At 43.2% G+C, this 26,596-nt stretch carries 22 protein-coding genes; 20 read left to right on the forward strand and 2 right to left on the reverse strand.

Annotated features, from left to right (window positions below):
- Positions 1–308: 308 nt before the first annotated feature.
- The 8 genes from IEW82_RS10315 (at position 309) to IEW82_RS10350 (ending at position 9,575) form a co-directional block, all read left to right on the forward strand.
- Positions 309–1,175 carry a LysR family transcriptional regulator gene (locus tag IEW82_RS10315; protein ID WP_188693377.1) on the forward strand — a complete coding sequence of 289 codons (867 nt, stop codon included), beginning with the start codon at positions 309–311 and terminating at the stop codon, positions 1,173–1,175.
- A 984-nt stretch (positions 1,176–2,159) separates the two neighbouring features.
- A complete protein-coding gene (locus IEW82_RS10320) occupies positions 2,160–3,227 on the forward strand; it encodes an Ldh family oxidoreductase (protein ID WP_229672511.1) in 1,068 nt (355 codons plus the stop codon).
- Positions 3,228–3,510: 283 nt separating this feature from the next.
- The gene (locus tag IEW82_RS10325) at positions 3,511–4,776 is read left to right on the forward strand and encodes an SLC13 family permease (protein ID WP_188693380.1); all 1,266 of its coding nucleotides are present in this window, start codon (positions 3,511–3,513) and stop codon (positions 4,774–4,776) included.
- 54 nt (positions 4,777–4,830) lie between these two features.
- Positions 4,831–5,880, forward strand: coding sequence for a lactonase family protein (locus IEW82_RS10330; protein WP_188693383.1), 1,050 nt, complete (start codon positions 4,831–4,833; stop codon positions 5,878–5,880).
- Between the two features lie 58 nt (positions 5,881–5,938).
- Positions 5,939–6,760 carry a sugar phosphate isomerase/epimerase family protein gene (locus IEW82_RS10335; RefSeq protein ID WP_188693386.1) on the forward strand — a complete coding sequence of 274 codons (822 nt, stop codon included), beginning with the start codon at positions 5,939–5,941 and terminating at the stop codon, positions 6,758–6,760.
- A gap of 109 nt (positions 6,761–6,869) precedes the next feature.
- Positions 6,870–7,511 (forward strand): class II aldolase/adducin family protein, encoded by a 642-nt coding sequence (locus IEW82_RS10340; protein WP_188693389.1) that lies wholly within the window; start codon positions 6,870–6,872, stop codon positions 7,509–7,511.
- 41 nt (positions 7,512–7,552) lie between these two features.
- On the forward strand, positions 7,553–8,218 hold the full coding sequence (locus IEW82_RS10345; RefSeq protein WP_188693391.1) for an aspartate/glutamate racemase family protein: 666 nt from the start codon (positions 7,553–7,555) through the stop codon (positions 8,216–8,218).
- Between the two features lie 67 nt (positions 8,219–8,285).
- Complete coding sequence (locus IEW82_RS10350) at positions 8,286–9,575, forward strand: four-carbon acid sugar kinase family protein (RefSeq protein ID WP_188693394.1); 1,290 nt, start codon at positions 8,286–8,288, stop codon at positions 9,573–9,575.
- A 496-nt stretch (positions 9,576–10,071) separates the two neighbouring features.
- Here the strand turns inward: IEW82_RS10350 and IEW82_RS10355 are convergent, their stop codons facing one another.
- Positions 10,072–11,151, reverse strand: a complete 1,080-nt coding sequence (locus IEW82_RS10355; protein WP_188693397.1) for an isocitrate/isopropylmalate dehydrogenase family protein — start codon at positions 11,149–11,151, stop codon at positions 10,072–10,074.
- A gap of 284 nt (positions 11,152–11,435) precedes the next feature.
- Positions 11,436–12,419: a ribonuclease HIII gene (rnhC, locus tag IEW82_RS10360; RefSeq protein ID WP_188693399.1), complete on the reverse strand. Its 984-nt coding sequence runs from the start codon at positions 12,417–12,419 to the stop codon at positions 11,436–11,438.
- A gap of 327 nt (positions 12,420–12,746) precedes the next feature.
- Between rnhC and IEW82_RS10365 the strand changes: the two genes are divergently transcribed.
- The 12 genes from IEW82_RS10365 (at position 12,747) to uvrC (ending at position 26,543) form a co-directional block, all read left to right on the forward strand.
- Complete coding sequence (locus tag IEW82_RS10365) at positions 12,747–12,932, forward strand: hypothetical protein (protein ID WP_188693403.1); 186 nt, start codon at positions 12,747–12,749, stop codon at positions 12,930–12,932.
- 387 nt (positions 12,933–13,319) lie between these two features.
- The gene (locus IEW82_RS10370; RefSeq protein ID WP_188693406.1) at positions 13,320–13,880 is read left to right on the forward strand and encodes a CvpA family protein; all 561 of its coding nucleotides are present in this window, start codon (positions 13,320–13,322) and stop codon (positions 13,878–13,880) included.
- Between the two features lie 55 nt (positions 13,881–13,935).
- Positions 13,936–15,663: a DNA polymerase/3'-5' exonuclease PolX gene (gene polX / locus IEW82_RS10375; protein ID WP_188693409.1), complete on the forward strand. Its 1,728-nt coding sequence runs from the start codon at positions 13,936–13,938 to the stop codon at positions 15,661–15,663.
- Between the two features lie 14 nt (positions 15,664–15,677).
- Positions 15,678–18,041, forward strand: coding sequence for an endonuclease MutS2 (locus IEW82_RS10380; RefSeq protein ID WP_188693412.1), 2,364 nt, complete (start codon positions 15,678–15,680; stop codon positions 18,039–18,041).
- Positions 18,042–18,080: 39 nt separating this feature from the next.
- Complete coding sequence (locus tag IEW82_RS10385) at positions 18,081–18,488, forward strand: DUF350 domain-containing protein (RefSeq protein WP_188693415.1); 408 nt, start codon at positions 18,081–18,083, stop codon at positions 18,486–18,488.
- 419 nt (positions 18,489–18,907) lie between these two features.
- Positions 18,908–20,593: an AMP-binding protein gene (locus IEW82_RS10390; protein ID WP_188693418.1), complete on the forward strand. Its 1,686-nt coding sequence runs from the start codon at positions 18,908–18,910 to the stop codon at positions 20,591–20,593.
- 169 nt (positions 20,594–20,762) lie between these two features.
- The gene (fadR, locus tag IEW82_RS10395; RefSeq protein WP_188693421.1) at positions 20,763–21,347 is read left to right on the forward strand and encodes a fatty acid metabolism transcriptional regulator FadR; all 585 of its coding nucleotides are present in this window, start codon (positions 20,763–20,765) and stop codon (positions 21,345–21,347) included.
- Positions 21,348–21,404: 57 nt separating this feature from the next.
- Positions 21,405–22,178 carry an enoyl-CoA hydratase gene (locus IEW82_RS10400; RefSeq protein WP_188693424.1) on the forward strand — a complete coding sequence of 258 codons (774 nt, stop codon included), beginning with the start codon at positions 21,405–21,407 and terminating at the stop codon, positions 22,176–22,178.
- Positions 22,179–22,191: 13 nt separating this feature from the next.
- The gene (locus tag IEW82_RS10405; protein WP_188693428.1) at positions 22,192–22,962 is read left to right on the forward strand and encodes an electron transfer flavoprotein subunit beta/FixA family protein; all 771 of its coding nucleotides are present in this window, start codon (positions 22,192–22,194) and stop codon (positions 22,960–22,962) included.
- A 17-nt stretch (positions 22,963–22,979) separates the two neighbouring features.
- Positions 22,980–23,954, forward strand: a complete 975-nt coding sequence (locus tag IEW82_RS10410) for an electron transfer flavoprotein subunit alpha/FixB family protein (RefSeq protein WP_188693431.1) — start codon at positions 22,980–22,982, stop codon at positions 23,952–23,954.
- Positions 23,955–24,046: 92 nt separating this feature from the next.
- Positions 24,047–24,361, forward strand: coding sequence for a thioredoxin (gene trxA, locus IEW82_RS10415; protein WP_188693435.1), 315 nt, complete (start codon positions 24,047–24,049; stop codon positions 24,359–24,361).
- 400 nt (positions 24,362–24,761) lie between these two features.
- A complete protein-coding gene (gene uvrC, locus IEW82_RS10420; RefSeq protein ID WP_308422152.1) occupies positions 24,762–26,543 on the forward strand; it encodes an excinuclease ABC subunit UvrC in 1,782 nt (593 codons plus the stop codon).
- Positions 26,544–26,596: the final 53 nt, after the last annotated feature.

A 26,596-nucleotide genomic window follows, 5' to 3' on the forward strand; every position in this document is an offset into this window, starting at 1 on the left:
GGAACCAAGCGAAGACATTCGCGCGGTAGCTGGAAAAGCGTACAAATTTAGAGTGCCAGAAATACTGGGATGAATAGGGTACCGAGAAAAGTTTGACACAAACGGGGAATCTGCTAATATTGACACCATGAGGATTACCCACTACGATTAAAGTAAGAAATCATTTCATACGGACCCCTACAAATTCCTTAAATAGGCCGGAATTTTATTTTTATAGTATAATAAAGCGGTTGCGTGACAGGTGTGAATGTTAGCGGATGTATGAGAGCGATGTCGCTTTATTCATAGATAAGAGAGGAGAGGGATTGTTGAGAGACAGTGATTGGGAAATTTTAGATGCACTTCGTCGTGACCATAACTTGACCAAGGTAGCAAACTCTCTATTTATGACGCAGCCGGCTTTAACAAAAAGATTGCAGCAAATAGAAAAAGAATTTAATATTGTGATCGCTGACCGGAATAATAAAGGTGTGATTTTTACACCACAGGGAGAATATTTAATAGAGAAGGCTGGGGACGTCCTAAGCCTACTAGAAGAAGTGAAACATCACCTTTTGTTAATCGATGAAGGGAAGACAGGTACTTTAAAAATTGGCACTCCCCATTCCTTTGGACGCTTTGTACTTCCATCGCTCCTTCAAAAGTATAAAACCTCGCATCATGATATTAACTTTGATATTAAAACGGGAATGAGCGGTGAAGTAGTTAAGCTCGTCCGGAACAAGGAAGTACACATCGGCTTTATTCGAGGCGACCATGACTTCGAAGGGGAAAAGTATCTTCTTGATCAAGAGGAAGGCTACGTTGCTTTCAATAAGAAAATACAGTTAAGCGATCTTCCAAAACTCCCTCGGATTGAATATACTCGAGATCCAGTGACGGTTAAGCTTATAGATAATTGGTGGCGTGCTCATTTTGATACCCTGCCAACCATCGGCTTTCAGGTTAATAATTTAGATAGCTGTTGGGAAATGGTGCTAAAGGGACTGGGATTTGGGATTTTCTTTGGGCCCGCCATTGTTCCAGAAAGTGAATATTTTAAGCTTTCTATGCCTACAAAAGAAGGCGCTTTATTAGAGCGGAATACGTGGATGATTTATAGACAGGACTATATTGAGACGGCCTTAGTTAATACTTTTATTAAGTTTGTTAAAGAAATGAACGCACTTTATTAACAAAGCCTCCCTCACAACTCTTTTGTACTATTAGAATTTATAATTTCGCTGACGCTCTCAAAGGAAGATCGTATAGTCGAGCTTTGACTTCGCCATCTAAGGCTTGCGGGCACCCTAAGTATGTGATTTGCAAAAATCACATCAGGAGTACCAGCGAAGTGGTGCAAGCCAAGTTTTCTAAAAAGATCAGAAGGTATAAAATTTCTGATCATGAGAACGGTGCGGATTTCCGCTCCAGGACGCTCGCTTTCCGAGGGGGAGTGGTAAGCCTCCTCGCGCCTTCGCACTGCGGTGTCTTACCGATCTTCCACGTCCCGCAGGACTCGAGTCTCCGCATCATGAGTCAGCGGCGCCCGAGGAACACACGATTTTAAAGTGTTCCGAATCTCGCGCCTTGCGCTCCCATCCACTTGATCAGGCAATGAAGCCTCTTTCATATTGGATGATGCTCTATACTAAGGACAAGGACCGGGCATGCTTTTTGCCCGGTTTTTCTTAATCTCAAGCGAAAAGGTTATAAGAGGCGAATGAAAAATAGGAGAAGAGCCCATCTTCACAATCGTGATGTGTGAGGCTTTTCTTTTTTAAGGTTGGAATTTATAGGTTGAACGCTTCATGGAATGGCCTTTACGCTTGCTCGAAACAATTCGGGTGTCTGATCGTGCAGGCACGCTCGCTCTTGGTGAAGTCACTGAAAAGGATTTTTGTCATGGATAAAGAAGGTTCAGATGCTGATGTCCAGTTCAGCCACTCATTTTTCGGCGGGAAGAGGTGAGCCTGCTTTATGCTGCGGGTTATAACGATCTCCCACTTCTCGCCGGAGTCTCGCGTCCTGCGCTCCAAAGGGGCTATATCACTTGTAAACGTTTCATCATGAACTTTTGTTATGATCAAGGATGACATTTTTGAATTTTACCCTAGAACAAGGGTCCTATACAATGAAGATGTACAACAAAGCAGAGCGTTTTCATAGGAGGGGATCATGTGGGGGTAAAGGATAAAGTAATAAAAAAAGAACAACTTGTTGATATGGCCTCAAAAATGCTAGAAGCAGGGGGATTAAGTCAAGCAGATGCATTGACCATTGCTGAGGATCTCGTTGCAGCAGATTTAAGAGGACTAACTTCTCATGGTGTTTCCAGAATACCCATGTATCTTAATAGGATCAGTAAAAAATTAGTCAATACGCAACCGGATATTAAGGTGGAAAAAGTGACACCTGCCGCTGCTATAGTAGACGGGGATGACGGTATGGGATTCATCGTCTCCCACAAGGCGATTGAAGAAGGCATCCAAATGGCGCAAAATATGGGGATTGCGCTTGTAGGTGTTCGTCATAGTACGCATTTTGGCATGGCGGCACTTTATGTTAAACAAGCCATCGAAGCCGGTTGTATTTGTATCGCGTTTACCAACTCTTCACCAGCACTACCAGCTTGGGGTGGGAGAACAACCTTTTTAGGTGCGGCACCACTGGCTACAGGGATTCCAGGGGGCCATCATTCACCTGATTATGTACTAGATATGGCGATGACGGTTATTGCAAGAGGAAAAATTAGGGTAGCTGCCACCAATGGAGAACCGATACCAGAAGGCTTGGCATTGGATAAAGATGGCGCCCCAACAACCGATGCTAAGAAGGCCTTTGAAGGGGTTTGTTTACCCTTTGGTGGAGCCAAGGGGTCAGCGCTGGCAATGATGATGGATTTAATGGCGGGGATGTTTACAGGAGCTAACTTTGGTGGCGATGTCAAAAGCTTGTATTTTGATCATTCTGAACCTCAAAATGTTGGACATCTTTTCTTCGTCATCAAGCCAGATTTATTCGTTTCGATGGACGAATACAAAAATAGAATGGATACCTTCTATTCTCGTTTGAAAAACTTACCTCGGGCACAAGGGTTTGACGAAATCATGATGCCAGGCGAGCCAGAAGAAAGAGTAGCTAAAGAGAGAAGCGAAAAAGGCATACCACTTTCTGGTGAGATTTTAAGTAACTTGAGCGAAGTGGCTCAACAGTACCATTTAGAGTTTCCGGAGCTTTTTAATTGAGCAAGTAAAGTTAATTTTGGGAAGTGAAGCAGCTTTAGGGGGTTCACTTCCCAAACAAAACAGGTTTTTGAATACGCTTCAAAGGGTTGAAATAGCTATGGCTGTTTTAAGTTAGAAAAGTGGATAAATATTAGAATGGATGAAAGCGTTATCTTGCTTGTTGCTTTAAATAGGCCTGAGTTTTTGCAATAGGGGTGCCTCGTCTTGCTTTTACTATATAGAATACTAGAGAAATAAATTTGTCGGTCTGAAAAAATCGGTTAGTGGATTAGGGGGAAAAAGAGTGGGAAGTTTAAGCGTAGTCTCATTACTTGCTGTGTTAGTTGCCGTGGTTGTCGGGTATTTTAGAAGGACCAATGTGGGGATCATTACGATTGGATTAGCGCTTGTCTTAGCAGAGATATATCATATAGACAGCAAAGAAATCATCGCAGGGTTTTCAAGTTCGTTATTTGTATCGATGACTGGAGTGATCTATCTCTTTAGTATCGTCAGACAAAATAATACGCTGCACTTGATTGAAGCCAAAATACTGTCTTTAGTTAAACACAGGGTATGGATTATTCCTATTGTCATGTATCTATTGGGTTTTGTATTAACAGCGATTGGACCAGGTGCCATTCCTAATCTAGCCATCATACCACTTGTGGGAGCTTCACTTGCGGTGGCGACTGGCTTTGAACCCTTAATGCTTTCCTTAATTGGTATCGCTGGAATCTGGGGTGGACGTATGGTCCCGATCACGCCAGAGGGCATCTTGGTCAAAGGATTGCTGACAAAGCAAGGGCTGGCACCTGATATGACTCCTATCTTTTTAGGATTATTAATCACATCGGTTGTCATGGCTATTTTACCTTATCTCTACTACAAGGGATGGAAGCCAAAGCCAGTGAGCAAGACTCTAGAAACGGAAGTTGTTAAATTTAATTGGCATCAAATCATGACATTGATCGGCATTCTTGTCATGGTGGTTTGTGCCACGGTTTTTCAAATGAACGTTGGCCTTGTTGCCTTTTTAATCGGAGCCATCCTTGTTGCCTTTGGGGCGGCAGATGAAAAAGAGAGCATTAAGAGTATTCCTTGGAATGTTTTGCTTCTGATTCTTGGTGTAGGCATGCTGATGGAGATTGTTGTTAGCTCAGGTGGTATTGATCTGCTCTCTAAAGGCTTGTTATCTGTTATGGGGCCGCATACAAGTACGGCATTTATGGAATTAGCTGCGGGCATCATGTCATTATTTAGCTCAGCAATTGGCGTCGTTTTTCCAACGCTTATTCCAACCGCCAGTCATATTGCCAGCTCATTCCATGGCGCGGTTTCGCCATATGCTCTAACGACTGCTGTGGTCGTCGGTTCTACAATAACAGGTCTCAGCCCAATTTCTGAAGCGGGGGCTTTGATCATCGCTGCGACTTCAGCGAATGCTGATAAGGATGACAGTGATAAAAAGGATATTAATAAAATGTTTATCCAATTGATTGCTTGGGCGCTCGTTGCTTTAATCGTTGCCTTCTTGTTAGCTATTTTAGGTGTCTATAAACTCGTCTAGGTTTAGGAAAAGCAATCAAGAAATGAAATAGAACAGGCGAGAGGGGAATGCTATATGAGTTATGCCTACGTGGGATGTCGAACGACCAAAGAAAGACATGCGAGGGGAAAGGGTCTAAAGGTTTATAAGATAGAGGAGAAAAGTGGGGAATGGCAGGAGATTCAATTGATTGAATTGGAGAATCCATCGTACCTTGCTTTCGATCGAAATAAAGAATACTTGTATACTGTGCACGGAGATAAAACAGAAGTCAGTGCCTTTAAAATCGACTCAGCAACGGGAAAATTACATTATCTTAACACTGCTTATGCAGGCGGGAAAAACCCCGTTTATCTCACCATTGATAAGACTAATTCGTATTGTTTTGTAGCGACACTTCAGGGTGGGAAGGTTGCGACATTAAAGCGCGGATCAGATGGACGTCTATCTGATCCCGTGCATGAGGTGCATATTCCCGGTTTAGAAGAAGGAAATATCTCTTACCCGCATCAGTGTATCCTTTCACAGAGTATGGATTATTTATTGGTCCCTGCTCAAGGGAGAGATCAGGGGTATGGTCAAGTCAATGTATATAAAGTGGAAGAATCAGGTGCGCTTTTAAAGACATGCGCTTTAAAAGCTAGACCAGGAGCAGAGCCACGTCATGCGGCTGTTCACAGCAATGAGCGCTTTGTTTATGTGTTAAATGAAAAGGATAATTCCGTCGTCTATTACCAATTGAATAGAGAGACAGGTAAGCTTACCCCGAAGCAGAATGTACCAACGCTGCCTGAGTATTATACGGGGAATGGTGAGGGAGGCACGGTGATTATTCATCCCTTTGCTAATTACCTTTATGTTTCGAACAGGATTCACGATAGCATTACGATTTTTTCCATAGATGATTATACGGGGTATTTAAAAAATATTGGATGTGTTCCTACTTTAGGGAAAACACCGAGGCATATCACCATTGATGAAACGGGTAAGTTTTTATATGCGACCAATGAGGATAGTGATTCCGTTGTCGTTTACGCCGTCGATGAACAGACTGGACAGCTCACTTATACAGGTCGACAGATTGAGACAGGCAGCCCGGTTTGTCTTCTTACACGAAACACCTAATAATCCAAGTCTATTAAACATGATAGATGAAAGGAATCAATAGAACAGGGGGAGGACAATGCATCTAGCATATCCCGTTGGAACACCAGATACCCATGCCGCATTTATGGGGTTTAATGGTGATTTCGAACGCAACATTAGTGACATTAAAGCAATTGGTTATAAGGCAGTAGAGTTATCCGTAAGAGATCCTGATGAGATGGATGTGCTTCAAGTAGTTAACCAGCTGAAGGAAAAGGAGCTTGAGGTTGCTGCAATATTGGCTACCCATGTGACAAGAGACGATAGGCTCACATTGTTATCACAAGATCCAATGGTTAAGCATGCTGCGAAAGAGCGATTGAAAAAAGTCATTGCATTGGCGTCCCGCTTTGGTGGTGCTCCAGTTTCTATAGGAAAGTTTCGTGGCAGCTTTACAGGTATCGATAAAGAAGAAGCCTTAAGGACACTTGCTGGAATTATCAGAGAGCTATGTGAGTATGCGCAAAAGTACAATGTCACGCTTCTCATTGAACCACAACATGCGGGGAGTATCAACAATCTGAATACGGTAGCAGAAACCCTTGCTTGGATTGAAAGTGTGAATAGGCCGAATCTGGCTCTTCATTTAGATACCTTTCATATGGAGACGACGGAAGCATCTCCGCTCCAGAGTATTGTGTTGGCTGGCGAGAAGATAGGCTATATCCACTGTTCAGACAGTGACCGACGTATCCCCGGTGAAGGAACAATCGATCTGGGGAAGTTCTTTTCAATGCTGCGCTCAGTAGGCTATGAAGGCTATATCGGGATGGAAATTGAGCAGCACCCTTCATATTATCAGGCGGCGCAATCCTCTTATCTAGCGATGAATAAGCTGTTGAAGGAGTTGCAAGAGTAACTAAGCGAAGAGAATTTTCCCCTCATTCTCTTCCTCAGAGAATGATCAATCAGAGGGGAAAGGGGATGGAGAAGGACGGAGGCATAAATTTAATAATGGAGTGGTCATTATGAAGATAAAGCAAGAGCTTATTCAAGCAGGGCACTATCTGCTTGCTCATCAATTAGCTTGGGGAACATCAGGAAATATGAGCGCGAGAGTTGATGATCATCACATGGTAATAACGGCTTCAGGAACAAATATGGCGCATTTACAAGCGGACGATTTTATCGAGTGTCAAATCGATACAGGGGAGAACAAAGGGACCAAAAAGGCCTCCAAAGAAACGCCATTTCATCTTGGGATTTATCGCAAGAGAAAAGATATCAAGGCTATATTGCATTCTTCTCCATTTTATACGACGTTGTTCGCTTGTAGCGATGAGCCGATTTTGTCTGAACTATTTATCGAAACGATGTATTACCTTGAAAACATCGCTTATGTCGACTATTATCATCCAGGCTCTCAAGATTTGGCTCAGGCAATTGCTGAACAAGCAACAGAGGCCAATATCATTATGATGCGCAACCATGGTGTTGTCGTCTTTGATGATAGTATTGCAGAAGCACAGATGAGACTAGAGACATTAGAGATGGCCTGTCGTATGATTTTGAAGGCAAAGGAAGCGGGCGTTAATCTTGTTAAAATTCCAGAAACAACCGTTAAGAGCTTCCTAGAGGACTCTTTTTATAAGCCAAGGAAGAAACTGTAGAAAAATATAAGCATTATTTGCTTTATAAAGGAGAATGTATCATGAGCTATCGTATAGGATTGGTCCATGCCACTTTGAATGCAGTAGAACCAATGAATGCCGCCTTTCGTAAATATGCTCCTAATGTAGAGTGCTTAAATTTTTTAGATGAAGGACTTATAAAAGCATTAAACGAAACCGGCCAGATTACACCTGAAATGATCCAAAGATTAGAGGATTTAGTGCACAAGGCAGAAGCAAGTGGAGTAGATGGTGTGCTGTTAACCTGTTCTTCTTTTACACCACAAGCACGTTTGGTCCAATCCAAGTTTGACATGCCTGTCTTAAGTGTAGATTTGGCGATGCTCGAGCAGGCTGTAGAGATGGGGCATTACATCGGATTAATTGCGACAGTGGCCGCAGCAGGTCCGACATCAGAGAAGATATTAATAGAGCTTGCGGAAGAGAAGGGAAAGGAGATTTCCGTTGTTACAGAAGTAGTGACGGAAGCCTTTAAAGCTTTAAATCAAGGGAACACTGCGCAACACGATGCACTGATACAAGACAAAATAGCAGAGCTATCAGGGCATTGTGATGTGATCGTACTGGCGCAAATCTCTATGATTCGAGCACTAGAGGCGGATAGAGCCTATCCCAAACCCGTATTAACAAGTCCGGAGATCAGTATTGCGGCGATCCTTTCAGCACTGGATAAGCGATCGAGTTAAGGCGCACTATAGAGGGAAATAGTGCGTTCTTTCTATTGATAATCTTTTATAGAAAAGAGGGGTAGACATGACCCATATTATTGGCGTTGTAGCGGACGATACAACGGGAGCAAATGATATTGGCATTATGTTTAGTAAAAATGGCTGTACGGTAAAAGTGGTGGCCTACGATGAGCACCTGAAGCTACAAAACGATGCCAATGTCGTGGTTGTCGATACAGATAGTCGGTTGGATAGCCCGGCATTAAGCTATCAAAAAGTCTATCAAGCGACAAAAGCGTTAGTAGAATTGCAGTGTACACGCTTTTTTAACAAAACCTGTTCGGTCTTCCGAGGGAATATAGGGAAGGAATTCGATGCGATGCTTGACGCCCTTGATGAGGAGTTTGCTGTTATAGTACTAGCTTTTCCGAAAAATGGGCGTAAGACGGTGAACGGTATTCATACCGTTTATGGGAAACAATTAGAGGAATCGGAGTTTGCCCATGATCCAGTTCATCCAATGAAACAATCCAATCTGGTTTCTATCTTACAGGAGCAAACAGATAGGGTGGTTTCTGCTATACACCTGGATGTCGTAAGAAAAGGGGCTACCGCTTTAAAAGCAGAAATTGAAAGTCAGAGAGCAGTGGCAAATTATTGTATTGTAGACGCTGAGACACAAGAGGATTTGACTGTAATTGCGGAAGCAGTGAAAGATGTTAAAGTGTTGGCTGGAAGCTCAGCCTTGGCTGAAGAGCTGCCAAAATTTGTTCCCACTGAGCCCATGATCAGCCCCCTTCAATCGTTGGATATGAATGATCCTTACGGTGTGCTGATTGTATCTGGGAGCTTGACGCCACAAACTGGGGAGCAAACGCAGCTGCTCATAGCATCGGGTTGTCCGACTGTCGTGGTAGATTCCAGACATATTTACTCTCCACAGGACCGCCAATTGGAACAGGATGAGGCGGTAAAACGTGTTATGGAGCGGATAGTAAACGGTAGTGATGTGCTAGTGATGGCTGACAATACTCCGGAAATTGTTCAGCAAACGAAACAGCTCGGCAAAGAGAAGGGGATCGATGCTTTAACAATAAGCAAGATGGTTTCGGCACTGTTAGCTGACATCACTGTACAAATCGTTGAACAATGTCACCTCAAGAAATTGGTCATTGCAGGTGGTGACACCTCTGGTACGATCACGCGAAAACTAGGCATTAAAGGCAACTTCATTCTTAAAGAAATTGCCACAGGCGTTCCTTCTGGCCTAGCTTTTGGACGAGATATGCTCATCGTGTTGAAATCAGGCAGTTTTGGTGAAGCAGATTTTTTGATCCAAGCCGCTGAGCATTTGAAAAGTCTGACTCACACTTGAGCGTCATAGTCAAATAAAAGCTCACTGGGCTATTTCAAAGCCCGGTGAGCTTTTTTAATGATAAGCATGTACAAAATTTTGGGTGTCATTGGAGGAGATAGTGTACATGCCAGTTATCGCTGCTCGCTACGGCCTCCGATACGCAGAATGCGCTAGCTTTGGTGTTGGATGTGACGTTTTTAGCGATCGTCTATAGTAGCCTCAGCACGTGTTGGAATAGACGATTTGTGTTCCAAGTTATCTGTCCCTATGTCTATATTGCTTCGTCATCAGCTTTCTTGGAGTAACACAGGCGGTTTGTTCGTGAAGTAATTCTCGCTTTTATTTAGGCCACTGAAAAAATTCCCTTTTTTATTCTTATCATGCATAAGGAAGGGTGGTGACTTTCATTTCAGGCACTTGCTTTCAATTATGTAGCTCGGCACTTAGATGATCATTATCTTACCCAATACTATATCGACACTAATGCGAAAAAGTTATTTTCGCCCAGTTTATCTTAGCGTGATTCGATTCGCATGATTTTTTCAGAAATCGCTTCTGCAAATTCGGAAGTTGTGGCGTGGCCTCCCAAGTCCTTTGTTTTTATCCCTTCTTTTAGGGATTGGGCGAGGCTTTGTTCAACGTATGTGCCCATTTCCTTTAGCTTAGGGTCATTGTGTTTTTCAGCAAGCCATTCCATGAGCATGACCGTTGACAGCATAATGCCTGTTGGATTTCCGATATTTTTGCCTGCGATATCGGGTGCGGAGCCATGGGCAGCTTGAGCCATGGCAATCGTATCATTGGCATTGATGGAAGGGGCAAGCCCTAGGCTGCCAACCAGCTCTCCTGCTAAGTCAGAAAGGATGTCGCCATACATGTTTTCTGTGACGATGACATCGAAATCCTTGGCGCGACGCGCGAGGTGAGCCGCCATAGCATCGATATGATAGTCATCTATTGTCACTTCGGGGTATTGTTGAGCGATATCACGACAGATATTTAAAAATAGACCATTGCTTAAGCGTAGGACATTTGCCTTATGAACAACGGTTACCTTTTTACGACGCTTCATAGCCATTTGGAATGCGGCGTGAGCGATGCGTTCTATTGCTTGTCGTGTAAAAACGCCTGCTGTTATGACAACATCCTCAGTAATTTGCCATTCTCCATGACCGACAAACATATTTCTGTCTGCATAAAATCCTTCCGTATTTTCTCTATAAATGACCAAATCTGCTTCACCAACCATACTTTGGATACCCGGCAGCGTTTTGGCTGGGCGGATATTTGCAAATAAATCGAGGGTATGGCGGAGCACACCGCTCGGATTCAGGTTCTTTTTATGATCGGGCGGGTAGGAGGCCGAATCATGAGGGCCGAGAATCCAGCCGTGGGTATTTTTTAATCCTTCAGTCGTGACTTCGGGCAGAGGATTATCGTATTGTTTAATCGCTTCCCAACCCATTGGCAGAGTTAGCCATTCAATGTCAATGTTAGCTTTACGGGATGCCGTTTTAAAGACATCAACGGTAGCGTTCACAATTTCTGGGCCAATGCCATCTCCTTTTAATACACCAAGACGATAGATAGTCATATTAATCCTTCCTCTCTTTATCAAGCATTCAGTGAGCAAATCTCTTGATAGACAACTTATTTTATTGCAGAGTATTCTTTTAATTGTTTTCATAGTTTTGGGGTTAAAGGCTAACGGATCGTACTTCTATCCGCGATAAAACAAGTAAAGGATTAAGGGGATTATATCAAGTATAACCTAAGCGGGGCGCGGGGGTAGAGTAAAAAGGCTTTAAAATAAAAAGAAAGCCTTTGAAGGGAATTCGGTATTGCCATAAAAGAGCGAGCCAGGGGACAACGCTTTTGTCATCCTCTGGCTAGTTTGAGGGCCTTTTCAGTGTTCCCGAAATGGAACTTTGTTAGCTTTTTTAAAGCGTCAATCCCTTGTGTAGTGATGATCTGGGCGGCGATGGCATCGACATGGGGACCAGCCCCTTTGGGGAGTAATTGGCCACATTGTGTGGAAAGACGATCCATTTCGCTTAAAAAGCGCTGTCTGGCAATAATTGAGGCACAGGCAACCGATAGATGGACACTCTCACCTTTTGTTTTAAAATAAATATGCTCCTTGATGACCGTCTTACGATCAGCAAGCAATTTAAAGTAATTTGATGGTGTGGTGAATTGATCGATGAGAAAGCCATCAAAGGGATGGTCAAGCTTGCTTTGTACGTTAAGCAATGCTTGATTGTGCATGACAGCTTTCAGTTTATTTTGATTGTAACCCGCACTCTGCAGGGCATTGTATTTTTCGTTTGGCAACACTAATACACTACTTGTGACGTTTGGAAGGATTTGCTCTGCTAACGCCTTAATCCGTTCATCTGTTAAAGCCTTTGAATCACGCACGCCAAGCTGCCGCAGTCTATCCATATCCTTTTGATCGGTATACACGGCGGCAACGACCAACGGCCCAAAGTAATCGCCTGTTCCCACTTCATCAGAACCGATGATAGCCAGCTCAGCAATATGGCGTGGCGGCGCATAGTTATGGTGCTCCACATTAGGACGCATCTTTACTCGAGAAGTGGGAGTGGTCTTGGGTGTTTGTTCACTTTTGTTCCACTTTTTTGCCTCTTGTTCGGCTGTTTTCCCTTGGAAGAGCACTTTTCCTGATTGATAAGCAGTGATGGCACAACTCCCTGTTTCAGCTCGAAAGAGGGCGCCAGGTGGCAACTTATCCACTAAATACGTCTTATAATAAGCCTGCAATTTCGGTATGGCTTTAGCTTGTAGCTTAATCACAGCTTGGCTCAATATCTTCACTCTCCTATTGTTTCTATTATACATGAGGTGATTAGGTAGCGGAATAACATTGGATAATATCAGGGTCAAAAAGCTAGGGAGAATGAATTGGTGTTATGAATCCATTTCATCATAGAAATTGTTGAGACTTAAATCCAAATACTATTGAGTCGATTTCCGCTACAGCTGGACACTTTCTCCGGGCGCGGCCTCCGATGCACAACTGAAGTGGTATGGATGTGTAGCTTCGTGTTGTCATATGGATGTGATGGTGTTAGTCGATCGTAGGTCATTCATGTTCGTTAAATTGACTTAAATAAGCTATTATGGAATGGACTTATATAGATAAAAAATAGAAATGGGGGTAAGAATATGGGAGGATTTGGCGCACTAATGTCCTTAATCATTTTTTTAATTCCGTTAATCATCGTCATTTATTTATTAAAATGGGTAATGGAGATACGGAACAGCTCTGAGATACAAGTTCAACAAAATAAAGAGATCATTTCTTTACTAAGAGATATAAAGGAAAGCCATGTGGATTCAAATGGAGAGTAGGAGACAGCTCTCCTCATGCCTCGTAAAAAAGTGATGAACGATGTAATCATGTTACCAAAAGGATTGAAGTGTCAAACCCTCATTGCTTTTGCAGGCATTAAATTACCGGGCCTTTGTGCTTCGAATCCATTGAGCACTAAATGGTCGCTTTCAGTTGTTAGTAGCTGCTGGAAACAAGGGTGAAATGATGACCGGATGTCTTTTCGTGAAGCCTGTGAATAAAGTGTTTTCCAAACTCCGACTTTTTGATATGATAATATAGTCTTGAAGCTTTATAGATAAAGAGAAGCTTGTGCGGCAAGTACTGCTGCTTAATCGGATAAATAAAACAATGGTCGTGTATAGTTACCGTTGTTGGTTCAGAGACAGAAAGTTGGGGAACATTTTATGCTGAGCTTGATCATTATCATTCTTTTAATTGCTGGTTTTTTCATTGGCAAACGCCGTGGGCTGATTTTACAACTCATTCATCTCACGGGCTTTATCGCTGCTTATGTTATCGCATTTATTTATTATAAAAAGTTCGCTCCGGTATTAAAGCTATGGATTCCATTTCCTGACACAGGTTCTAATGCCTTTTTCTCTACGCTGAGTCACAGTAGCTTAGAGATGGCCTTCTATCGAGCGATTGCTTTCGTTATCATCTTTGTTGCGGTGAAGATCCTTTGGCAAATTGTGGGATCTATGTTGGATTTTCTTGCTGATCTCCCCATACTTAGAACGGTAAACCGTTGGCTGGGTGCTGTTTTTGGCTTTGCCGAGGTCTATCTCGTTCTGTTTATCTTGCTATTTATCGGCGCATTAGCTCCTTATATGGGGATTGATCAAATGATTGACCACTCTTATGTCGCCCATCTCATTATAGATAACACACCTGTCCTATCTGATAAATTAGGGAATCTTTGGCTGCAGGTATCGACCACAACTAGTTTCATAAAAGGGATATAAGGGCATTCATCAATTGTGGTGGATGCCTACACCATTTTAAAGGGGTGAGGATGCTTTGAATAAAAAGCAGGTTATCAAAGTATTAGAGGAAATTGCAACCTATTTGGAGCTCAAAGGGGAAAACCCTTTTAAAATATCAGCCTATCGCAAGGCAGCTCTAGCATTAGAAAATGATGATCGGAGCATGCAACAAATTGAGGATCCCGCATCACTAAAGGGGATTGGCAAAGGAACCGCTCAAGTGATTGATGAATTGCTGGAAACAGGAGAATCCGTTCTTTTGAACACGTTGAAGGCAGAGGTGCCGGAAGGGTTGCTTGCACTCCTCAAGCTTCCGGGATTAGGCGGGAAAAAGATTGCCAAGCTGTATCAAGAGCTTGGTGTCGTTGACCTCGAAACGTTAAAGCAAGCTTGCATGGCTGAACAGGTACAAGCACTTGAAGGTTTTGGAAAGAAAACAGAGGAAAAAATATTGAAAGCAGTGGAGGCTTCAAGTCAACGTCCAGAGCAATTTCCTATTGAATATATGCTAAAGCTATCAGCGCAAATTGAAGTGGTGTTAATGAACATCCCAGCCATTGATCGCTACTCTAAAGCGGGTAGCTTGCGTCGGCAAAAGGAAATGATGAAGGATATTGATTATGTGATTGCGACGGAGCAGCCTCATGAGGTTGCTGAGGCGATTAAGGAAGGGCTTGAGGTTTCTGAGGTTACCGGTCAAGGTGAAACCAAAATGTCTGTCATTCTCAAGGATGAATGGGGCGTATCGGTTGATTTTCGCTTTGTCACTGAAGCGGAGTTTGCAACTGCGCTTCATCATTTTACGGGATCAAAGGATCATAATGTGAAAATGCGGCAGCTTGCCAAGGCGCAAGGAGAGAAGATTAGTGAATATGGTGTGGAAAATGAGGAAACAGGTGAACGCTTGACGTTTACCTCAGAAAAGGCTTTTTTTGCTCATTTTGGGTTATGTGAGATTCCTGCAGAGATTCGCATGGGACGTGAGGAGATTGCTGAAGCAGCCGAACGAGAGGCCTTTGATTTTGTTACAGTAAACCATATTAAGGCTGATTTACACATGCATACCACCTATAGCGATGGGGCGTATACGATAGAAGAAATGGCCGAAGCGGCACGTCATAAAGGTTACGATTATATTGTAATCACGGATCACTCCAAATCCTTAAGGGTGGCTGGCGGGCTTGACGAAAAGCGGCTGTTGCAACAGCGCGAGGAAATTGAACGCTTAAATGCCAATTATGGCTCTGCATTTAAAATCTTTGCAGGGACTGAAATGGATATTTTATCTGATGGGCGCTTGGATTTTAGTAATGAAACCCTTGAGGCGCTTGATTTTGTCATTGCAGCCATTCATACGAGCTTCTCTCAGGATGAAGCCACGATCATGCGCCGGCTTCGGCAGGCAATGGAAAATCCTCACGTTCGCTTAATTGCTCATCCAACGGGTCGCATTATTGGGCGCCGGAAGGGCTATGCTGTTAATATGGAACTGTTGATTCAATGGGCACGAGAGACGGGAACAGCGTTAGAGTTAAATGCGAATCCCAGTCGATTGGATCTGACCTCAGAGTGGGTAAAACGCGCACAAGACGCACAGGTTAAACTTGCGATTAACACGGATGCCCATTCTTTAGATATGCTAGACGATATGCCTGTTGGTGTCACGGCGGCAAGAAGAGGCTGGATACGTCCAGAAACGGTGCTTAACACCATGAGTCGCGGACGTTTTGAAGCTTTTATAAAAGAACCAAAGAACGCTTGAGTCAGTAAGAAAGGATGAGCGCTTTGCAACGTGCACTCTCTTTATTAGAATATGAAAAGATTAAGGAACAACTCAAAAATTATACAGCTTCGTCATTGGGAAAAGAGTGGGTCGAGCAGCTTGTTCCTCGAACATCTATAGCAGAGGTTCAAGCACTGATCGATGAAACCGACGAAGGAGCAACAGTCTATCGGCTGCGAGGTAATGTGCCATTGGGTGGAGTTACAGAAGTGCGCCCATTTATAAAACGGGCAGTGATTGGTGGCGTGCTCTCCGCAAGTGAATTAAATGCCATTGGTGATAGCATTCGAGCAAGTCGCATCATCAAAAAGTTTTTCGCTGACTTAGAGGAGGAAGAGGTTAAGCTTCCAATCCTTTACGCGCGTGTCAATGAGATGGTTCCACAAACTCAATTGGAGAAGGAAATCACCTCTTGTGTAGATGATTCGGGGCGAGTGATGGATGGGGCAAGTGATAAGCTGCGCACGATTCGCTCACAGATGAGAACATTAGATGCACGTATTAAAGAACGATTGGAAGGATTGATTCGTTCGTCGCATCACCAAAAAATGCTTTCAGAAAGCATTGTGACTATTCGCAACGATCGCTATGTCATACCGGTTAAGCAAGAATATCGTCATGCCTTTGGTGGTATCGTTCATGATCAATCCTCATCAGGGGCAACAGTGTTTATAGAGCCACAGGCCGTCGTTGAGATTGATAACCAATTAAGTGAGGCGCGAGCAAAGGAAAAGCATGAAATTGAACGGATTTTGAGAGCGTTAACGGAACAGGTAGCCGAGGTGGCTGAGCTATTAAATGCCACAGTTGAACACCTCGGATACTTGGACTTTATTTTTGCAAAGGCCAAGTTTGCCCATGCGCTCAAAGCAACGAAGCCAGCCTTACGTGAAGACGGTAAACTGGAATTTAAAAGAGCGCGTCATCCACTCATTTCTGCTCGTGAGGTTGTACCGATCAGCATCCAAATGGGGTCGCCCTATCAAGCCATTATTATTACGGGACCGAATACAGGCGGAAAAACTGTCACTTTAAAAACAGTGGGACTTTTAACCGTCATGGCGCAGTCAGGTCTGCATATTCCTGTAGATGAGGGCTCCTCTGTTAATGTCTTTGAACAGATTTTTGCCGATATTGGCGATGAACAATCCATCGAACAAAGCTTAAGTACGTTTTCTTCACATATGACGAATATTGTCACGATTTTAGATCAAGTGAACTTCCGCAGTCTCGTGTTGTTCGATGAACTAGGAGCGGGCACAGACCCTCAAGAAGGAGCGGCTTTATCCATTGCGATTTTAGATGATGTATTTCGTCGAGGAGCAAGCATTATTGCCACGACGCATTATAGTGAGCTCAAAGCCTATGCTTATGAACGTGAAGGGGCGGTCAATGCGAGTGTTGAATTTGATGTGCAAACACTGCGTCCGACCTATCGCCTGCTCATGAGTATACCTGGTCGCAGTAACGCTTTTGAGATTTCACGCCGTTTAGGTCTTAGTGAGGACATCATTGAAGAAGCAAGACAACAAATCAGTGGTGAAACAGCAAAGGTCGATAACATGATTGCGGCTTTGGAGAAGAGTCAAAGAGAGGCTGAGACGGCTGAACAAAAGGCTAAGGAGTACAAAGCTGATGTTGAACGCTTAAAAGATGAGCTTGAAGCAGAGCGATTGAAGTTAGAAGCAGAGCGTGGCAAGATATTAAAAAAGGCGGAAGAAGCAGCGCGTGAAGCAGTGGAGAAAGCTAGACGCGAGGCAGAAGAAGTGATTACAACCTTGCGGCAGCTACAGCAGCAATCTCAGCCTGTAAAGGATCACGAAGTTATTGATGCCAAGAAACGCTTGGATCATGCCTTAGAGGCTTTAGCTCATGAATCCAAACCCGTCACTCAATCGTATACGAAAGCAAAGCCCTCACATTTTCAACCGGGACAAGAAGTAAAAGTTTTGAGCTTTGGACAAAAAGGACATATTGTCGAGAAAATCAATGATAAAGAGTATCTCGTACAAGTCGGTATCATGAGGATGAATATTAAGGCGGTTGATCTTAAAGCTGTAAAAGAGGAACAGGAGGTCAAGCCGGTTGTCAATATTCGAACAACAACCACAACAGTGAAGACGGAGCTTGATCTTCGAGGTGAGCGCTATGAAGAAGCTATAAGCCGCTTGGATCGCTATATTGATAAGGCTTTGGTTGCGGGGTACTCACGCGTTTCTATCATTCATGGAAAAGGAACGGGAGCGTTGCGCAAAGGAGTAGAAAACCATTTGAAGCAGCACTCACGTGTCAAAAGCTTTCGTTCAGGTGGTGCTGGTGAAGGCGGCGGCGGTGTGACTATTGTTGAGCTCAAATAACACGGTTTAGAATGGGAGTGGCTGTGAAGGGGGAGGCTCATGAACCACTTATGGGGAAACACTTATATTGAGGCACTGAGCTATTACAGCGTTGTCATCGTCTGTGGTGTCGTTTTTTTAGCTATTTTTGAGCTTGTGACGAAGTATCGAAATTGGAATGAAATCAAAAATGGGAATCTTGCGGTCGCCATGGCAACTGGCGGGAAAATTTTTGGGATTGCCAACGTGTTTCGCTTTTCTATTAGCACTGGGGAACCCTTATTAACTACCATTGTTCAGGGCGCTTTTGGTTTTGCCTTACTGCTCATCGGTTATTTTGTTTTTGAATTTTTAACGCCAACCTTTCGAATTGATGATGAGATTGAACGCGGCAATGTCGCGGTAGGTCTCATCGCAATGATCATATCCATTGGGTTATCTTATGTGATTGGCTCAAGCTTATATTAAGCGGCCCTTAAAAAGTGAGGGGGATTTGTTTTATGGAAACCTTGGCAAAAATTTTAATCGGTTGTTGTGTGGTTTTTGGCGCCGCAGGCGTTATTTATCTGGTTATACAATAACATGTTTTGTCACTCGGCAGACCTCGGGGGAGAGGCTTACTGGGTGGCATTGCATGTTTTTTGAGCTGTATACCGTTAATAGATTATGTGAATTTACGAGCGGTGTTGCTAAATCATTCATATCTAATATTTTAATCCATGCAATTCAGTTGTTCAGAACATCCATAGGAAATAAGGTTTTAAAGCAATTTTGTCGGGATTGAAAATAATATATAATAAAAGCATTTTAATATGTAAGGGTTTACATTATAATATGAATAAGGAATGTGTTGTTTGGAAAGGTGCGGATCAAAGGGAGGATAAAATATGGAGACGGAAGCGAAGCCGTGGCTTTCGCATTATCCGAAGGAAATTTCGTCTGAACTTGACTACGGGAAGCGTCCTCTTTTCGATTATCTTAAGGAGGCAGCTGAAAAGCACCCAAACAAGGTGGCTATTCATTTTTTAGGAAAGGAGCTTTCCTATAAGCAGATTTATGTGGATGCGCTGAAATTGGCGCAGCAATTGTCAAAGCTGGGACTTAAGAAAAGCGATCGTGTTGCGATAATGTTGCCAAATTGTCCACAATCGGTCATTGCTTATTATGCTACGCTTATGCTTGGAGGGATTGTGGTACAGACCAACCCTTTGTATGTGGAAAGAGAGCTTGAGCATCAGCTTGGTGACTCAGGAGCAAAAATGATCATCTGCTTAGATCAGCTTTATCCAAGGGTGGCACATGTTAAAGAACAAACAAAGCTCGAGCATATTATTGTCACTGGTATTCAAGACTATTTACCTTTTCCGAAGAATATCCTTTATCCTTTTGTTTCGCAAACCAAACTACCAAAAAAAAGAGAATTTCGAGATTTAACACACGTACATGTTTTTAAGGCATTGTTAAAGCAAGGACAATTGTCAATATCACCCGTAGAGATTTCTCCAGAGGATGATCTTGCATTGCTTCAATATACAGGAGGCACGACAGGTCCGGCAAAGGGCGTTATGCTGACACATAAAAATTTAATAGCAAACACGGAGCAATGCAGGCATTGGATGTACCGTCATAAATATGGGGAAGAGGTTATACTCGGAGCGTTGCCTTTTTTTCATGTTTATGGAATGACCATTGTAATGAACCTAGGCATTATGCAATTATCGAAGCTTGTTATCCTGCCTAAATTTGAGGCTGAGGAAGTGTTAAAGACCATCGCCACACAAAAGCCAACACTGTTTCCAGGGGCCCCCACGATGTACATTGCCCTGATCAACCACCCTAATGTAGCGGCATATGATCTCTCTTCTATTAAAACGTGTGTGAGTGGATCAGCGCCACTCCCTATAGAAGTTCAGCAGCAATTTGAGCGCTTGAGCGGCGGAAAGCTTGTCGAGGGATATGGGCTGACAGAAGCTTCGCCGGTCACGCATTGCAATCTGATTTGGGGGGAAAGAGTTACTGGATCTATCGGCCTTCCTTATCCGGATACAGAAGCCCGCATCCTCTCTCTTGAGACGGGTGAAGAAGCGGGGATTAAGGAAATTGGTGAATTGGTTGTAAAGGGACCTCAGGTAATGCAGGGGTATTGGAAGCGACCTGATGAAACTGAAAAAGTATTGAAGGATGGCTGGTTGTACACAGGAGACATGGGCTATGTCGATGAGCGGGGCTATTTTTATATTGTTGACCGCAAAAAAGATATGATTTTGGCGAGCGGCTTCAATATCTATCCACGTGAGGTGGAAGAGGTCCTATACGAACATCCCGATGTGAAAGAGGCGGCGGTCATTGGAGTCGCGGATAGATATCGGGGTGAAACCGTCAAAGCCTTTGTTGTTCCGAAGGCTGGACAGACGCTAAGTGAAGAGGATTTGAATCGTCATTGTCGCAAGCATTTAGCGGCATTTAAAGTCCCTCATATCTATGAAATCAGAGATGAGCTGCCGAAAACTTCAATTGGCAAAATCTTAAAGCGCGAGCTTATAGCTGAGGAACAGCATCGCCATCTTTCCTAATGAGTTGTGTATTCCTGAAGATTTAGTATAATGAATAAAAAGTGTGGAGGAGTCTTTTAGGGCTCTTTCCCAGCTTTTTATTTTGCTATACTTAGAATCGACGAGCGGAATAGTTTCTTTACAATAATAATGAATGAGTCATCATTCATTATGGAAAGGAATCATAAGAATGAGCATAAAGGAGAGGCCAAAATACAAGCAGATCATCGATGCTGCAGTTGAGGTCATTGCAGAAAATGGTTTTCATCAGGCGCAGGTCTCCAAAATTGCGAAGCATGCAGGTGTGGCTGACGGAACCATCTATATTTACTTTAAAAATAAAGAGGATATTCTCATCTCTGTTTTTCAAGAAAAAATGGGGGACTTTATCCGTAAGATCAGGGCTGAGATTGAGGGCAAACCTTCCGCAGCGAATAAGCTCAGCGCATTGGTGGCTATGCATTTCAACCAATTGGCTGCGGATCAGCATCTTGCTGTTGTGACGCAATTAGAACTCAGACAGTCGAACAAAAATATTCGGTCACAAATTAATGAAACCTTGAAGGACTATTTAAATATCATTGATGGTATTGTGATTGAGGGGAAGGCGCACGGTGTATTTCGAGAAACATTGGATACGCGTTTAGCGCGGCAAATGATATTTGGGACTTTAGATGAAACCGTGTCAAACTGGGTGATGAATGAGTTTCATTTTGATCTGACAGCTTTGGGAAAGCCAGTGAGTGAGCTATTGCTTAACGGTTTAACACGTTAAGCTCATGCTTTATAACCTTTTTGTAAGCGCTATACAAGTAAATGGGAGGCTAAAATCATGGGCGATGTAAAGATGACCTGCGAAGGACGGGTGGCGGTGTTAACGATCCAGCACCCACCTGCAAATGCACTATCCTCAGCTATTATCGAGGCATTGGATGTACAGTTAACAAAAATTGAAGCGGATTCTGAGGTAAAGGCCGTCATTATCCATGGCGAAGGTCGTTTTTTTTCTGCAGGTGCAGATATTAAAGAATTTACACAGGTTAGTACTAGTGAGGCTTTTAGTCACCTTTCTCGAAAAGGGCAAGCCGTTTTTAACCGTATAGAAGGTTCTTCAAAGCCCTTCATTGCAGTGATTCATGGTGCTGCACTGGGGGGTGGACTGGAATTAGCCATGGCTTGTCATCTGAGAATTGCTGAAGCAGGGACTGCTTTTGGTTTGCCTGAGCTGAATCTTGGTCTCATTCCGGGGTTTGCTGGGACGCAGAGACTCTCCCAGCTTGTAGGTCTGCCGAAGGCGACTGAAATGATGCTCACAGGTGAACCGATCAGAGCGGAAGAAGCATTAAAATGGGGATTGATTAATAGAGTGACAGAAGAAGGGATAGCACTCGAACAGGCGAAGCAGCTCGCACAACTTATTGCTGAAAAAAGCGCTGTGTCAGTGGGTCACTTACTCAGCTGTTTAGTAGAAGCTAGACAGGGGCGCTACGGGCAAGGAATGGAAAAAGAGGCATTAAGCTTTGGTGAGGTATTTGCTTCACAAGACGCACAAGAAGGGATTCAGGCATTTATCGAGAAACGCAAGCCACAATTCAAGGATATTTAGGGAGGGAGTTTTAATGAATATTTATGTATTGATGAAGCGTACCTTCGATACAGAAGAAAAAATCATAATAGAAGACGGCCGTATTTCTGAAGATGGCGTTGCATTCATTATTAATCCATACGATGAATATGCCATCGAAGAGGCGATGAGGCTCCGTGATGAACAAGGCGGAGAGGTTACTGTAGTGACTGTTGGTGACGAGGAAGCGGAAAAAGAGTTGCGCACGGCTTTAGCAATGGGGGCTGACCGTGCGTATTTAATCAATAACGAAGAGATTGAGGTATATGATCAAGTGTCAACGGTCACGCTTTTAGATGCCTTTTTTAAGGATAAAAAGGCTGATATCATCCTTGGTGGCAACGTATCAAATGATAATAGCACGGGGCAGATTGGTCCGCGGTTAGCAGAAAAACTTGGTATTGCTCATGTGAGTACGATTGTCAGCCTTAAAGTGGACGGTGAGCGCGTTACTGTTGAGCGTGATGTTGAAGGGGATCAAGAGATTATCGAGGCGTCACTTCCCATCCTTGTCACGGCTCAGCAGGGATTGAATGACCCGCGTTACCCTTCGCTCCCTGGGATTATGAAAGCAAAAAAGAAACCTTTAGAAGTGCTTGATTTGGATGATTTGGATATAGATGAGGAAGAGGCTGAAGGATTGACAGAAACGATTGATGTTTTTCTTCCTAAGGCAAGACAAGCGGGAAGGCGAATTGAAGGGGAACCAGAAGAACAAGTGACAGAACTGGTTCGCTTATTACGAACGGAAGCAAAAATAATCTAAGGGGGAGGAGAAGATTTATGGCACGTAAAACGCTAGTTATCGCTGAATCGAAGGAAGGACAGTGTCGACATGTATCATTCGAAGCGATTGCCGCCGCTAAACAACTCGCTGATGGTGGTGAAGTGGTAGCAGTGCTATGCGGAGATCAGGTGGAAGCGTTTGGACCTATATTGGGTTATTATGGAGCGGATCGTGTGCTAATCGTAGAAAATGAGCAATTGAAGTCTTATACACCTGATGGCTATAAACAAGCCTTGATGCAAGTCATCAGTAGTGAACAACCAAAAGCGATTGTCATGGGCCATACAGCAATGGGGAAGGATCTATCAGCAGGTTTAGCTGCACGTCTAGATTGTGGGCTCGTATCGGATATTACTGATTTGGAAATAGGGGATAAACCGTTATTTATCCGACCGATTTATTCTGGCAAAGCCTTTGAAAAGAAACGCATCAACTCTGAGATGCTTTTTGTGACCCTTCGCCCTAATAATATTGCTGCTTTGGAAAAAGATGAAACCCGAGAGGTGACGATTGAAGTTTTTGATGTTGTGGTTAAAGACCTTCGAACCATCGTCAAAGATATCGTTAAGAAGACAACAACAGGTGTTGACCTTAGTGAAGCAAAGGTCATTGTCTCTGGCGGTAGGGGTGTAAAAAATGCGGAGGGCTTTAAACCTCTTCAAGAGCTCGCCGATGTCTTAGGTGGAGCTGTTGGTGCCTCGCGTGCTGCGTGTGATGCGGGTTACTGTGATTATTCCTTGCAAATTGGTCAAACTGGAAAAGTGGTTACGCCTGACCTTTATATTGCCTGTGGGATTTCTGGTGCTATCCAGCATTTAGCTGGCATGTCCAATTCGAAAGTCATTGTGGCGATCAATAAGGACCCTGAAGCGAACATTTTCAATATTGCTGATTATGGCATTGTTGGAGATTTATTTGAAGTGGTTCCGCGCCTTACTCAGCACTTTAAAGAGGTGCTTCAGCAGGCTTGAGGCTCATCCAAGTTCAATTATTGGAAAATGACGTGTTTTAAATGGTATACTGCAGTGGAATAATATAAAGTACCGAAAAGGAGGTCATTTAAATGGCAATTTCACATGTTACTGATCAAACTTTTTCTGATGAAACTTCTAATGGTCTTGTCCTTGCTGACTTTTGGGCAACTTGGTGCGGTCCTTGTAAAATGATTGCTCCTGTTTTAGAAGAACTTGATGCAGAAATGAGCGATAAAGTTAAAATTGTTAAGCTGGATGTTGATGAAAATCAGGAAACAGCCGGAAAATTTGGCGTCATGAGCATTCCGACTTTACTTCTCTTCAAAGATGGTGAAGTGGTGGATAAAGCTGTAGGCTACCAACCCAAAGAAGCTCTTGCTGAATTTATCAGCAAACACGCTTAAGCACAGATTTCTTTATAAAACTTGAGGTCCTATGGCCTCAAGTTTTTTTATACTATCAGAATTTATAACTTCGTGGAAGACCTTATAAGTTCGGGCTTTGGCTTTCGCCTGTGTGATTTGAAAAATCATATCAAGAGTGTCCGTAGGGGGCAACTTTAGTGTGTTGTGCATCTGATCGGATGCACATCGGCTGTGCTCAGCGAAGCAGTGAGGGATAAGCCAAGTTTTTTAAAGCGCTGTCGCAGGAAGATGCAGCATTTCAATAAGGGCGAAAAGTATATAAGAAGGGGATTAATTGGCGTGTTTTAAAACAGATACTTCAGCTATTTTATGGTATTCTAATAATGATACAATCCCTGATGCGTTTCCTGGGAAATGTTTGTGAAATTAGGTGATGTTAATGGCTAATATTAACGAGAAGTTAGCCACTCTCCCAGATCAGCCTGGCTGTTATCTCATGAAAAATAAAAATGGAACCATCATATATGTTGGAAAGGCAAAGAATTTGCGCAATCGCGTGCGTTCCTATTTTTCTGGAAGTCATGACGCAAAGACCCAGCGTTTGGTCATGGACATTGTTGATTTTGAATATATCGTGACCTCCTCTAATATTGAAGCATTACTTTTAGAAATGAATCTCATCAAGGAGCATGATCCAAAGTATAATGTCATGCTAAGAGATGATAAAAGCTATCCCTATATTAAGCTGACCAATGAAAAGGATCCACGACTTGTCATTACAAGGAAGGTCAAGAAAAATTCAGGTCGCTATTTCGGTCCCTATCCCAATGTAGCAGCGGCCCAAGAAGCTAAAAAATTACTTGACCGTCTGTATCCTTTACGCAAATGTCGAACCCTCCCTGATCGTGTCTGTCTCTACTATCATATCGGACAGTGCTTGGCGCCGTGTGTCAATGAGATTAAGGAAGAGACGTATAAAGACATGATTGATGGGATCGTTCGCTTTTTAAATGGCGGACATCGTGATATTAAGAAGCAACTGACAGAAGAGATGAATCAAGCCGCTGAACAATTAGAATTTGAGCGAGCTAAGGAGCTCCGCGATCAAATTCGCAGTATTGAAACCGTTATGGAAAAGCAAAAGGTGATGTTTAATGATACTGTGGATCGCGATGTGTTTAACTTCGCTTATGATAAGGGCTGGATGTGTGTGCAGGTGTTTTTCATGCGGCAGGGCAAGCTTATTGAGCGTGATGTTTCATTATTTCCCTTTTATAGTGAGCCCGAAGAAGACTTCTTAACCTTTATTGGACAATTTTACTTGCAAGCGAATCATATTAAGCCGAAGGAAATTTTAATCCCAAAAGACATTGATCGTGAGCTTGTGGCCTCATTATTAAATATTGAAGTGACCCAGCCTCAAAGAGGGAGAAAAAAGGATCTCGTTGACATGGCTGCTAAAAACGCTAAAATTGCCTTGAAAGAAAAGTTTGTCTTGATTGAGCGTGATGAGGCGCGGACCATTAAAGCTGTGGAAAATTTAGGGGAGAAACTGAATATCCCCACCCCAAGAGTGATTGAGACCTTTGATAACTCTAATATTCAAGGGGTCCATCCGGTATCGGCTATGGTCGTCTTTGAAGATGGAAGGCCAAATAAAAAGGCTTATCGTAAATACCGCATTCAATCTGTAAAGGGTCCGGATGATGTGGCATCTATGCGCGAGGTTGTCCGTCGCAGATATAGCCGACTACTGAAGGAAAATTTGCCGCTTCCTGATCTGATTTTAATCGATGGCGGAAAAGGACAAATGCGGGCGGCCATTGATATTTTAGAAAATGAATTAGGGCTGTCCATTCCAGTATGCGGATTGGTGAAAGATGACAAGCATAGAACATCCCAGCTCGTTATCGGCGAGCAATCTGAGGTTGTCCCGCTGGAAAGAAACAGTCAGGAATTTTATCTCTTGCAGAGAATACAGGATGAAGTGCATAGGTTTGCCATCAGCTTTCATCGCCAAGTACGTGATAAATCAATGGTTAAATCCCAATTGGATGACATTGAAGGGATTGGCCCTAAGCGCAAGCGGCTTCTCCTTCGTCATTTTGGCTCAGTGAAAAAAATTAAGCAGGCAACGTTGGAAGAACTGACAGCAGCAGGAATCCCGAGCAGTACTGCTGAGCAAATCCTTCACTACTTTCAAGAAGAAGAGGAATCCTAAGCGTCTTATTTGACAAAGAGCATTGTCGAAGGCAGCGAATCATGATATAATGC

It is taken from the genome of Pullulanibacillus camelliae (genome assembly GCF_014642655.1).
Taxonomy (GTDB): domain Bacteria; phylum Bacillota; class Bacilli; order Bacillales; family Sporolactobacillaceae; genus Pullulanibacillus; species Pullulanibacillus camelliae.

Bases quoted from the DNA above. Each gene is read 5' to 3' on its own strand.
- IEW82_RS10400 (WP_188693424.1), top strand. From the start codon at position 21,405: ATGGGCGATGTAAAGATGACCTGCGAAGGACGGGTGGCGGTGTTAACG.
- IEW82_RS10365 (WP_188693403.1), top strand. From the start codon at position 12,747: ATGGGAGGATTTGGCGCACTAATGTCCTTAATCATTTTTTTAATTCCG.
- IEW82_RS10335 (WP_188693386.1), top strand. From the start codon at position 5,939: ATGCATCTAGCATATCCCGTTGGAACACCAGATACCCATGCCGCATTT.
- fadR (WP_188693421.1), top strand. From the start codon at position 20,763: ATGAGCATAAAGGAGAGGCCAAAATACAAGCAGATCATCGATGCTGCA.
- IEW82_RS10370 (WP_188693406.1), top strand. From the start codon at position 13,320: ATGCTGAGCTTGATCATTATCATTCTTTTAATTGCTGGTTTTTTCATT.
- IEW82_RS10355 (WP_188693397.1), bottom strand. From the start codon at position 11,151: ATGACTATCTATCGTCTTGGTGTATTAAAAGGAGATGGCATTGGCCCA.
- IEW82_RS10345 (WP_188693391.1), top strand. From the start codon at position 7,553: ATGAGCTATCGTATAGGATTGGTCCATGCCACTTTGAATGCAGTAGAA.
- IEW82_RS10380 (WP_188693412.1), top strand. From the start codon at position 15,678: ATGAGCGCTTTGCAACGTGCACTCTCTTTATTAGAATATGAAAAGATT.
- trxA (WP_188693435.1), top strand. From the start codon at position 24,047: ATGGCAATTTCACATGTTACTGATCAAACTTTTTCTGATGAAACTTCT.
- IEW82_RS10410 (WP_188693431.1), top strand. From the start codon at position 22,980: ATGGCACGTAAAACGCTAGTTATCGCTGAATCGAAGGAAGGACAGTGT.
- uvrC (WP_308422152.1), top strand. From the start codon at position 24,762: ATGGCTAATATTAACGAGAAGTTAGCCACTCTCCCAGATCAGCCTGGC.
- IEW82_RS10330 (WP_188693383.1), top strand. From the start codon at position 4,831: ATGAGTTATGCCTACGTGGGATGTCGAACGACCAAAGAAAGACATGCG.
- IEW82_RS10350 (WP_188693394.1), top strand. From the start codon at position 8,286: ATGACCCATATTATTGGCGTTGTAGCGGACGATACAACGGGAGCAAAT.
- IEW82_RS10340 (WP_188693389.1), top strand. From the start codon at position 6,870: ATGAAGATAAAGCAAGAGCTTATTCAAGCAGGGCACTATCTGCTTGCT.
- rnhC (WP_188693399.1), bottom strand. From the start codon at position 12,419: ATGTATAATAGAAACAATAGGAGAGTGAAGATATTGAGCCAAGCTGTG.
- IEW82_RS10390 (WP_188693418.1), top strand. From the start codon at position 18,908: ATGGAGACGGAAGCGAAGCCGTGGCTTTCGCATTATCCGAAGGAAATT.
- IEW82_RS10385 (WP_188693415.1), top strand. From the start codon at position 18,081: ATGAACCACTTATGGGGAAACACTTATATTGAGGCACTGAGCTATTAC.
- IEW82_RS10405 (WP_188693428.1), top strand. From the start codon at position 22,192: ATGAATATTTATGTATTGATGAAGCGTACCTTCGATACAGAAGAAAAA.